An 8664-nucleotide genomic window follows, 5' to 3' on the forward strand; every position below is an offset into this window, starting at 1 on the left:
GCTCCTCGTTTTCCTTTAGAAAAATCATATTCCTTTCTCATAAGCTTTTGTCTCCTGTTTTGTGGCGCGACGAGCAGAAATTAATCGAATCACCTCACCGCGCATGGTATATACAACGACCAATGGTAATCCAGAGTTTCCTATTCCCACTGCGATGAAACGTTCTTCACTAATCGAATCTGGATCAATGTCATGAATGGCAAGGGGATCGAAAAACACCATTTCAGCTTCCGCAAAGGAAACACCATGCTTTTGCCAATTGGTTTTTGCAATTCTTGGATCATATTCAAAGGTCATACATATATTATATGTATAACTTAAAGTCTAGTCAAGATTAATGTAGTGCGATTGGCCGTAGGCCACGCTACGCGAACGCACTCGGTTGGTGTGTTGGGAGAAGCGTACGCTATTATTCTCCCCAAGCACTTAAAAATTCTACTTGATTTTTCATGTCTTCTGCTGATGAGCGTGGCAATTATCCTTAAAATCCGCCGCATTTGTTCACCAATGGAATAGTTTTGAAACCCTAAAATAATCCCTGAATGCTCTTGTTTTTTCTCGATAAAATTAGTATGAATTCTATAAAAGTCTCGGGCATTAAAGCTATAAATAACACGCTGATGGTCATAGGCCCATTGTAATTGTTCTTCATCGCTACGGGACAACATTTGAGCTTCCCCTGTCGAGACAACATTCACGTTGCGAAGACGCAAGGCCGTTATCAGATCGCTATCCATGCTATCTTCATCTAAATAAAGACGAATTTGTGTCATTTTTAGGGTTTGGTTGCCTGATAATGTTGTTTGGCGAGTTCTTCATAGGCGGTTTGTTCGGCTGCTATATCTTGGTCAATTTCGAGACGGTTAGCATGATAATACGTTAAGGCAGCATAAATTTGAGTGATTGTTAGGTGATTTAATCGTCTGGCTATTTCTTCGGCGTTGTTACCTTGATTATATAGGCCAGCAATTCGGCGCACAGAGGTTCGAGTTCCTGCAATGACTGGACGATTACTATTGGCATCAGTTGTGATCAGGCAAGCCAATGTCGGTAAGGGTTGCCAAGGGGTTTCGACCATAGATATGGGGGGTTTTTCCCTTATTTTAAAATATAGTGCGTCCGCATTCGGAGCGGGTAGGGTGGGCAAATACTAAACGGAAGGCAATTTCATCAGGAACCCAAGACCATTTGCCCACCAAACTACAAGAGTGCGATCGCATTCGGTAGGGGTAGGGTGGGCAAATACTATACCGAAGGCAATTTCATCATATATCCTGACTATTTGCCCACCCGACAAGTGCGATCGCATTCGGAGCGGGTAGGGTCGGCAAATACTATACCGAAGGCAATTTCATCATCAATCCTGACTATTTGCCCACCCTACTACAAGCAAGGGGTAGGGTCGGCAAATCATCAACCATTAACCAATAGTCGGGTAGATCGCAATTCCGTCGGGTAGGGTGGGCAAATTCTGTACCGAAGGCAATTTCATCATAAATCTAGTCCATTTGCCCACCCTACTACAAGTAGATCGCAATTCCGTCGGGTAGGGTGGGCAAATTCTGTACCGAAGGCAATTTCATCATATATCCTGACTATTTGCCCACCCTACTTTATCCGCGTACGCACTCAGCGTGCTCATCCCCATTTGCCCACCCTACTCTGAATCGGGATTAAACTGAAACAGAGGATGCTCGCCACCATCAATATCTCAATATGTCGAACTATCGTCGTTCTTATGTGCCAGGAGGAGTATTTTTTCTGACAATAGTCACTTATCGCCGTATTCCTCTATTTTCAGATGTTGAGAATATAATAAGGTTACGGAAGGCCATGGCGAAAATGCGGACAGAAAAACCCTTTGACATCACTGCAGCCGTTGTGTTACCGGATCATCTTCATTTTATCTGGTCGTTACCACCGGATGATTCTAATTATTCTATGCGAGTGTCTCGGTTAAAGGTATTATTTACCCGGTCTTTACCGGGAAAACGCTCATTTGAGGTAGATGTTTCTGCTTCTCGTCGTAAGCATCGAGAAAGCAATGTCTGGCAACGTCGGTTTTGGGAGCATACCATTCGTAATGACCATGATTTACACCGACATATAGATTATATTCACTATAATCCGGTTAAACATGGTTTGGTGTCTTGTCCTCATTTGTGGGAATATTCCAGTTTTCACAAATGGGTGGAGCGAGGCAGGTATGAACCCGATTGGGGGTGTTGTTGTGGGAGTAATTTACCACAAGTTCTAGATTTTAGCGATTTAGAAGATTTTGCAGGGGAGTAGGGTGTGCAAATTATTAATGTGGGGTAGTGGCGTTGGCGTAGGGTGGGCAAATTATTAATGTTTGACCAATTGATCTCGAATCATGTCCATTTGCCCACCCGACAAGAGCGAACACTTTGCTTGAACGCAACCAACAACATAGGTGATCGCATGCCCTAGGGTAGTCGGGTTGGGTGGGCAACTTCTGAGAGTTTGGCAATTTGATCACGAGTCATGTCCATTTGCCCACCCTACTAGATCTGCGTACGCACTCCTAACCTTGATCAATCCTACGCTTCCGGGTATTTTTCCTTGGTTATCTCTTTTATTTTTTCGATTACCCAATTGTACATTTTGTCCTTTCCTATGGACTGACTTTGGCGGAATAATACATTCCCACTAGCACTGTTACACTTGGGGAATGTACCGCCATAATCCTCTGATTTACCCCATGCTCTATCCATTATAAGCAGAGATCTGCTTGAGCTATTCTCATAGCCATAACACAAATCGATTGTACCTTTTAATAAATTCGACCAGTTGCTAGGTAAGCCGCTCATGGCCTCCGCTACCGCTACATTCATATCCATACTGTATGCGGCTTTTGTTCCACTTACTTGACCGCCTGCTACCTCGCTCCTTAATCCCAAACCCATTTCTACGACAACCGTAAATTCTAACGAATCTAACACATCTTCCTCTTCCGTTGCGTCACTGGTCATTTTTTGGAGCGGTTTTTTGGGTTTTGGATCGTAATGGTTGTAACAAACTCCCAAGTCCGCCTTTGTCTGGTTGAACCTTGCTTCATTTTCACGTTCAATAATGGCACCGTCCGCAAGGGTCGCTACTCCAACACCTAAAACACTTAACGACTTCTCACACCCACCTTTTTCCTCCTTTTCTGTTTCCAACTCCCGGCTTTCTTCCTTTGTTACCTTCCTTAATACCAATGACCCCATCGCTGTCGCTTCTTCCTCCAATTGTCTTTCCTCTTTTTTTCTCACTCCTTTTTCCTTTCTTAACCGTTGCACCCTTCCCTGCTTCTGCTGGACCACATGCCAAGCCTCATGGGGCAAATGCTTCTCCTGCCCCGGCCCAACATGAATCTCCGTCCCCTGTGCATACGCCAATGCCTGCAATTGTGCAGGTTTCGACGAGTTGTAATGTACCCTCACATCATCCATCGAATAGCCCGAGAGGTTCTCTATTCCTGCCTTGAGGCGATCAGGCAAGCCCGTTTTGTTTTCCTTTTGGCTCCTCGATTCCCTCATGCTATCGCCATAAGTCAGCTCATCCCCCGTCAACGGTTGTGCTCTGAGCTGCACCATCATCCTTTTAGGCTGCAACACCTTATGCCCACCGTGATTCGCCCCTTGCCTGGTTCTATCTCCCGGCTGTCCAAAAGAAAACTTCCCTTGCAGCCCCATTTCTCTCCTTCCCCTTTCCGGTTGGGTTACTCCTGATTCTAAGGTGCGCATCACCTTCGCACTCATACTTCCCCATTCCCCTACCGCATCTTCGGCGTTCCACTCCCTTTCCTCTGCTTCCAATATTTCTCTATAACCTTTCCGTCTGGAGTCTTTCTTTTTTTGAGCTATTGACAACGAGGTAGAGTGAGAATATTTCGGTTTATAGGTATGAGTAGTGCGCATAGCTATTTCCTTTTACCTTGTACCCTATTAGAAAAGAATATCAGTCGATCCCACCGTCTACCAGGAGCGCGACATGGCACCCCTTTCTCAAACCAACTGGTATCACTCTAATATTAGTTCTCTGTTTCTAGAAATCGAGCGAGTTCGTAACTATTTAGAAAAATACATAGAAGGTAAAGAAAATCAACAAATCGTTACTGAAATTGTTGACGATACTTCTGCCCTGGCTCAACTATGTTACCACTTCTATCTCTCCCCATTTGAAAGGGATATCCTGCTAATGTGCGTGGGCCAGGAAATAGAACCTATGTTCCAGTCTTTGGTGGCCATTGCCCAAAAAAATCATCCTCACAAAAACTATCCTACTCTTAGTTTAGCTATAGACGCCCTTCCCGGAGCCAGTTGGCATGTCCTTTCTCCCCAAAGCCCTTTATTTTACTGGCAACTGCTCCAGATTGAACCAGGAAGAATCCTAACCAAGTCCCCCCTCCATATTGACCAGCAAATCCTCTGCTTTCTGTTAGGATACGATGCCACAGACCAGGAATTAGCAGGCAAGATCATACCCCAACCGCCTCAGACTAACCCTCTTTTTTTGCCTCCCTCTCAGTTAAGTATAGGGTCGCAATTGAAAACCATTTGGTCTGGGGGCGAGGGGACAAATAGCTATCCCGTGGTGCAATTATCTGGCTCGGACCGTACCACAAAATACCAAATTGCCTCCGCCACTTGTCAGGATTTGGGGAAAAAGTTACATACTCTCGACCCTGCCGCTCTGACCACCAAGCCCCAGGATGTCTACCAACTCGCGAAGCGTTGGCAAAGGGAAGCCAAACTTAGCAATAGTGTCCTGTTTATTGACTGCGATAGTTATAATTTTTCTGAGCCTGGGCGGGAGTCAGCTCTGAGCAAATTTATTGATAGTAACAATACTCGTTTAATCCTCAGCAGCAATGACCGAAAAATTGACTGTCAGCGGACTATTGTAAACCTAGACATCCCCCCATTGAGCCACCAGGAACAATATGACCTGTGGGAAAGCCATATAGGGTCAGCAGCAGCAGAACTTAACGGTCAACTTGAGCGCATCGCCGTGCAGTTTAACCTCAATACTGCTACTATTCAAGCCGCCTGTGATCAATTCAAAATTCAAAATTCAAAATTCCCACAAAATCCCGGATCTAGCCCCAAGAGCGCCCTAACCCACCCCTACCCCCTCCCAGGAGGGGAACCTGGGGGAGACAGATTTCAAAGTCCCCCAGAATTGGGGGATTTAGGGGGCAAAAATCTCAAAGACGAAACCCACCAATCAACTCAATTATGGGATATCTGCCGCCATTTCGCCCGTAATCAATTAGACCACTTAGCGCAACCGATCAATGCTACGGCTACCTGGGACGATCTGGTATTACCTACCCCACAACGGCTGCTTCTGAGCGATATTGCCACTCATCTCAGACACCAGTATAAAGTCTATCAGCAATGGGGTTTCGCCCAAAAAGGCGACCGGGGTTTGGGCATCAGCGCCCTATTTTACGGTGCTAGCGGTACTGGTAAAACCATGGCAGCAGAGGTATTAGCCCAGGAATTTCGTCTGGATCTTTATCGCATCGACCTAAGTCGAGTTGTCAGTAAATATATTGGTGAGACGGAAAAGAATCTGCGGCGGATCTTTGATGCAGCTGAAACCGGTAGTGCTATTCTACTGTTTGACGAAGCCGATGCCCTGTTTGGTAAGCGTACCCAAGTTAAAGACAGTCACGACCGCCACGCTAACATCGAAGTCAGCTATTTGCTGCAACGTATGGAAGCCTATCAAGGGTTAGCTATATTGACCACCAATTTCCAAAGCGCTCTCGATAGTGCCTTTTCGCGCCGCATTCGCTTTGTGGTCGAGTTTCCGTTTCCCGGACCCGAAATCCGTACCCAAATTTGGCAGCGCATTTTTCCAGCCCAGACCCCAACCCTTAACTTAAATTACCAGAAACTGGGTCAACTCAATATAGCAGGCGGAAATATTCGCAATATTGCCCTAAATGCCGCTTTTTTGGCCGCCGCCGCCGATGAAGCCGTGAACATGGAACTAATCTACGAAGCAACAAAACGGGAATATCTTAAGTTGAAGAAAATGTTGACAAACGAAGAGATTGAAGGCTGGTTTTAGTTGTGGGGAATGGGGAATGGGGAATGGGTAATAGGTAATAGGTAATAGGTAATGGGGAATGGGGAATGGGGAATGGGGAATGGGTAATAGGTAATGGGTAGAGTGGGCATCCTGCCCGCTCGAAAAGATAGCGGCGTAGGGTGGGCAAATGCTTATCCTCTGACAATTTGATCTGGAATCGGGTCGATTTGCCCACCCTACAATAACTAGGACGGGGAGTGTCAAAGACTTAGCTAATAGCCGGAAAACTACCACCAATAAAGTGAATATCACTGAAGGTTTCGATCCACAAACGAGCACCACAATCAAGGGGATTATCCGGCTGATAAACAATCTTACACGGACCAAGGATTTCGACTTCATTACCGTAGAGATTAGTGCCCTTTCGTTTTACTGAAATCACTGGCTTCCGGTCTTTGGGGCTTTTCTTCATATTCGAGCCAATGTGATTGCGATTGACATTAATCTTCGCTAAAGCTGGCGGACGACTAGTGCGCCATTTCCCCTTTGGTCCACGATTACCTTTAGTAATTTGTGGCAAATGGTTGAACAGAGGAATAATCCAGAATTTTCCGCTTTTATAGGCACCCCGGACCCGACCCTTCTCTAGGAGTTGGCGCAATCTTCGAGAGGAAATTCCTAATAGAGATGCTGCTTCAGTAGTTCCAACGCACTTGTTCATCAGTGGACTCTCCCTTAAATATTCCGATAATACTAGTTTAATGGATAAAAGGAAAATTGACAACTTGAGGGAATTTAGAATTTAGAATTTAGAATTTAGAATTCAGAATTGGGAATCGGGAATCGGGAATCGGGAGTCGGGAATCGGGAATCGGGAAGAAACGGAAGAGTTTAGGATACTCGGTGGATGCGTTCGCGTAGCGGCTCCAAAGGAGCATCGCGTAGCGTGACCATTCGCGTAGCGTGGCCTTTTGGCCAAGGTCAATCGCGTAGCAGCTCCAAGCTCCCATCACATATAGTTATCTACAAAAATTAACTAATTAATTAGTTGGGTACACAGGATTTTTCCCCACTCCACTACTCCACTACTCCCTGCTCCCTACTCCCTGCTCCCTACTCCCTGCTCCCGATTCCCGACTCCCGATTCCCCACTCCCGACTCCCGATTCCCTGTTCCCTGTTCCCTACTCCCAAATTTGTTACAAAAGTTTTCACAAAATGTTATAATGAAGGTTTTTTTGTGCTATAATAAAAATACCGTGGACGCTAAAACGTTCCACGGTAAGAGCCAGCCGCTGATTTTTCCCGGGTCTCCGGCTGGCTCTAGAGCCCCAGTTAAGGAGATACCTAATATTTTATGTCGTACTCTCAACGCCTATATCCATGGGCAATCATTCGTCTATTGCCTAAAGCGATGCAGCGCGGTCTTGGGGGTTTCCCCCATGAGCGACTGCATCAAGACATGCAGCGGGTGGTTGTTCGTCGTTTCCGCAACCGTTCTGACGCTGAGGGTCACTTGCAGGCCCTTAAACGGCTGATGCCTGATCAAAAATTTATTATTATCTTCGATTTAGGAGACCCTATAGACGGCGAGTCTATAGACGGCGAGTCTACAGACGAAGAATCTGTAAGAAACAGGAAGTCTGAAAAGCCCAGCTCTTCACTAATCAAATTTTAGTTTGATTCCAGAAATAGTCCTGGATGTAACTCAAAAATTATTCTTGATTCGATCAATTGTATTGTATGGCAAAACGTGCAGATATTGGTAGCAAACGCCTAATCAGTCTCGCTCCTAATGCTTGGGTGCAATGGGTAACCGGTAATCCCCAAGTGCGGGCATCTCAGTTACTCGATGCTGAGTTTCAATGGATTAGTCGCGAAAGCGATGTGATTGTCAAAGCTTCTAGTCCTGAACATCAAGAATTTCTGATTCTCAATGAATTACAACTACGCTATGACCAGAACATGCCTCAGAGAATGCGCAATTATGTGGCTTTAGCTGAGGAAAAATACAACCTATCCGCTTATCCAGTATTAATTAACATCTTGCCGCCCCCAGCCACAGTCACAATCGTTGACTGTTACGACAGGGAATTTATGGGATTAAAGGCGCGTCAAGATTATCGGGTAATTAATCTCTGGGAAGTAGAGGCTGAATTAGTATTAGAACAACCTTTGCCTCCCCTATTTCCATTTGTCCCAATCTTATTTGGAGGTGGTAGCGAATCAAAATTGCGGTCAGCGGTGCAGGCTTTACGAGCAGATCAAACCTTGAATCAACTAGAACCGCTCTTAGCGTTCTTTGCTAGTTTTGTGCTAGAGATACCTTTAATTCAACAAATCATGAGGTGGGATATGACAGTATTACGAGAATCACCCTGGTATCAAGAGATTTTACAAGAGGGTCTTGCTCAAGGCATCCAACAAGGGATTGAACAAGGGATTGAACAAGGAATTGAACAAGGGATTGAACAAGGGATTGAACAAGGCATCCAACAAGAACGTCGAGGGAGTTTAGAGCGCATCCTTAAACTGCGATTTTCAGAGATTCCTGTCGAGATATCCGTCAGAATTCAAGCCTTAACTCTCGAACAATTAGAAGAGTTGATGGCCACAG

At 45.4% G+C, this 8664-nt stretch carries 12 protein-coding genes; 5 read left to right on the forward strand and 7 right to left on the reverse strand.

Features of this window, described 5'->3' with window-relative positions; genetic code table 11:
* Nucleotides 1–24: 24 nt before the first annotated feature.
* From F6K53_RS34230 to F6K53_RS34240, 3 genes are read right to left on the reverse strand one after another with little or no spacing between them, the layout of a single operon-like run.
* Nucleotides 25–297 carry a BrnT family toxin gene (locus F6K53_RS34230; RefSeq protein WP_293045916.1) on the reverse strand — a complete coding sequence of 91 codons (273 nt, stop codon included), beginning with the start codon at nt 295–297 and terminating at the stop codon, nt 25–27.
* 20 nt (nt 298–317) lie between these two features.
* A complete protein-coding gene (locus tag F6K53_RS34235) occupies nt 318–773 on the reverse strand; it encodes a DUF5615 family PIN-like protein (RefSeq protein ID WP_293045919.1) in 456 nt (151 codons plus the stop codon).
* A 2-nt stretch (nt 774–775) separates the two neighbouring features.
* Nucleotides 776–1078 carry a DUF433 domain-containing protein gene (locus tag F6K53_RS34240; RefSeq protein WP_293070016.1) on the reverse strand — a complete coding sequence of 101 codons (303 nt, stop codon included), beginning with the start codon at nt 1076–1078 and terminating at the stop codon, nt 776–778.
* A 156-nt stretch (nt 1079–1234) separates the two neighbouring features.
* Here F6K53_RS34240 and F6K53_RS34245 point away from each other — a divergent pair, with 156 nt between their 5' ends.
* Together F6K53_RS34245 and F6K53_RS34250 are read left to right on the forward strand one after the other, a co-directional pair.
* Entirely contained in the window at nt 1235–1459 is a 225-nt protein-coding gene (locus tag F6K53_RS34245; RefSeq protein ID WP_293029802.1) for a hypothetical protein, read from the forward strand.
* 257 nt (nt 1460–1716) lie between these two features.
* Nucleotides 1717–2292, forward strand: a complete 576-nt coding sequence (locus F6K53_RS34250) for a transposase (RefSeq protein ID WP_293070014.1) — start codon at nt 1717–1719, stop codon at nt 2290–2292.
* 269 nt (nt 2293–2561) lie between these two features.
* On the opposite strand, the gene F6K53_RS34255 is transcribed toward F6K53_RS34250, so the two are convergent.
* Nucleotides 2562–3923, reverse strand: coding sequence for a DUF4157 domain-containing protein (locus F6K53_RS34255; RefSeq protein WP_293070012.1), 1362 nt, complete (start codon nt 3921–3923; stop codon nt 2562–2564).
* A gap of 73 nt (nt 3924–3996) precedes the next feature.
* Here F6K53_RS34255 and F6K53_RS34260 point away from each other — a divergent pair, with 73 nt between their 5' ends.
* Nucleotides 3997–6087 carry an ATP-binding protein gene (locus tag F6K53_RS34260; RefSeq protein WP_293070010.1) on the forward strand — a complete coding sequence of 697 codons (2091 nt, stop codon included), beginning with the start codon at nt 3997–3999 and terminating at the stop codon, nt 6085–6087.
* A 229-nt stretch (nt 6088–6316) separates the two neighbouring features.
* On the opposite strand, the gene F6K53_RS34265 is transcribed toward F6K53_RS34260, so the two are convergent.
* From F6K53_RS34265 to F6K53_RS34275, 3 genes are all read right to left on the reverse strand, one after another.
* Nucleotides 6317–6769: a helix-turn-helix domain-containing protein gene (locus F6K53_RS34265; protein WP_293083775.1), complete on the reverse strand. Its 453-nt coding sequence runs from the start codon at nt 6767–6769 to the stop codon at nt 6317–6319.
* Between the two features lie 88 nt (nt 6770–6857).
* On the reverse strand, nt 6858–7058 hold the full coding sequence (locus tag F6K53_RS34270; RefSeq protein ID WP_293070008.1) for a hypothetical protein: 201 nt from the start codon (nt 7056–7058) through the stop codon (nt 6858–6860).
* Between the two features lie 75 nt (nt 7059–7133).
* Nucleotides 7134–7262, reverse strand: a complete 129-nt coding sequence (locus F6K53_RS34275) for a hypothetical protein (protein WP_293035865.1) — start codon at nt 7260–7262, stop codon at nt 7134–7136.
* Between the two features lie 142 nt (nt 7263–7404).
* On the opposite strand from F6K53_RS34275, the gene F6K53_RS34280 reads away from it, so the two are divergent.
* Both F6K53_RS34280 and F6K53_RS34285 read left to right on the forward strand, forming a co-directional pair.
* Entirely contained in the window at nt 7405–7725 is a 321-nt protein-coding gene (locus tag F6K53_RS34280; RefSeq protein WP_293070006.1) for a hypothetical protein, read from the forward strand.
* 65 nt (nt 7726–7790) lie between these two features.
* Nucleotides 7791–8664: DUF4351 domain-containing protein (locus F6K53_RS34285; protein ID WP_293083778.1), on the forward strand; the 874-nt coding region annotated here is incomplete at its 3' end.

This window comes from Moorena sp. SIO4A1, from assembly GCF_010672065.1.
In the GTDB taxonomy this organism is placed as follows: Bacteria; Cyanobacteriota; Cyanobacteriia; order Cyanobacteriales; family Coleofasciculaceae; genus Moorena.

Excerpts from the sequence above, each read along its gene's own strand:
- F6K53_RS34280 (WP_293070006.1), top strand. The coding sequence starts at position 7,405 with ATGTCGTACTCTCAACGCCTATATCCATGGGCAATCATTCGTCTATTG.
- F6K53_RS34270 (WP_293070008.1), bottom strand. The coding sequence starts at position 7,058 with ATGGGAGCTTGGAGCTGCTACGCGATTGACCTTGGCCAAAAGGCCACG.
- F6K53_RS34260 (WP_293070010.1), top strand. The coding sequence starts at position 3,997 with ATGGCACCCCTTTCTCAAACCAACTGGTATCACTCTAATATTAGTTCT.
- F6K53_RS34250 (WP_293070014.1), top strand. The coding sequence starts at position 1,717 with ATGTCGAACTATCGTCGTTCTTATGTGCCAGGAGGAGTATTTTTTCTG.
- F6K53_RS34255 (WP_293070012.1), bottom strand. The coding sequence starts at position 3,923 with ATGCGCACTACTCATACCTATAAACCGAAATATTCTCACTCTACCTCG.
- F6K53_RS34230 (WP_293045916.1), bottom strand. The coding sequence starts at position 297 with ATGACCTTTGAATATGATCCAAGAATTGCAAAAACCAATTGGCAAAAG.
- F6K53_RS34235 (WP_293045919.1), bottom strand. The coding sequence starts at position 773 with ATGACACAAATTCGTCTTTATTTAGATGAAGATAGCATGGATAGCGAT.
- F6K53_RS34240 (WP_293070016.1), bottom strand. The coding sequence starts at position 1,078 with ATGGTCGAAACCCCTTGGCAACCCTTACCGACATTGGCTTGCCTGATC.
- F6K53_RS34265 (WP_293083775.1), bottom strand. The coding sequence starts at position 6,769 with ATGAACAAGTGCGTTGGAACTACTGAAGCAGCATCTCTATTAGGAATT.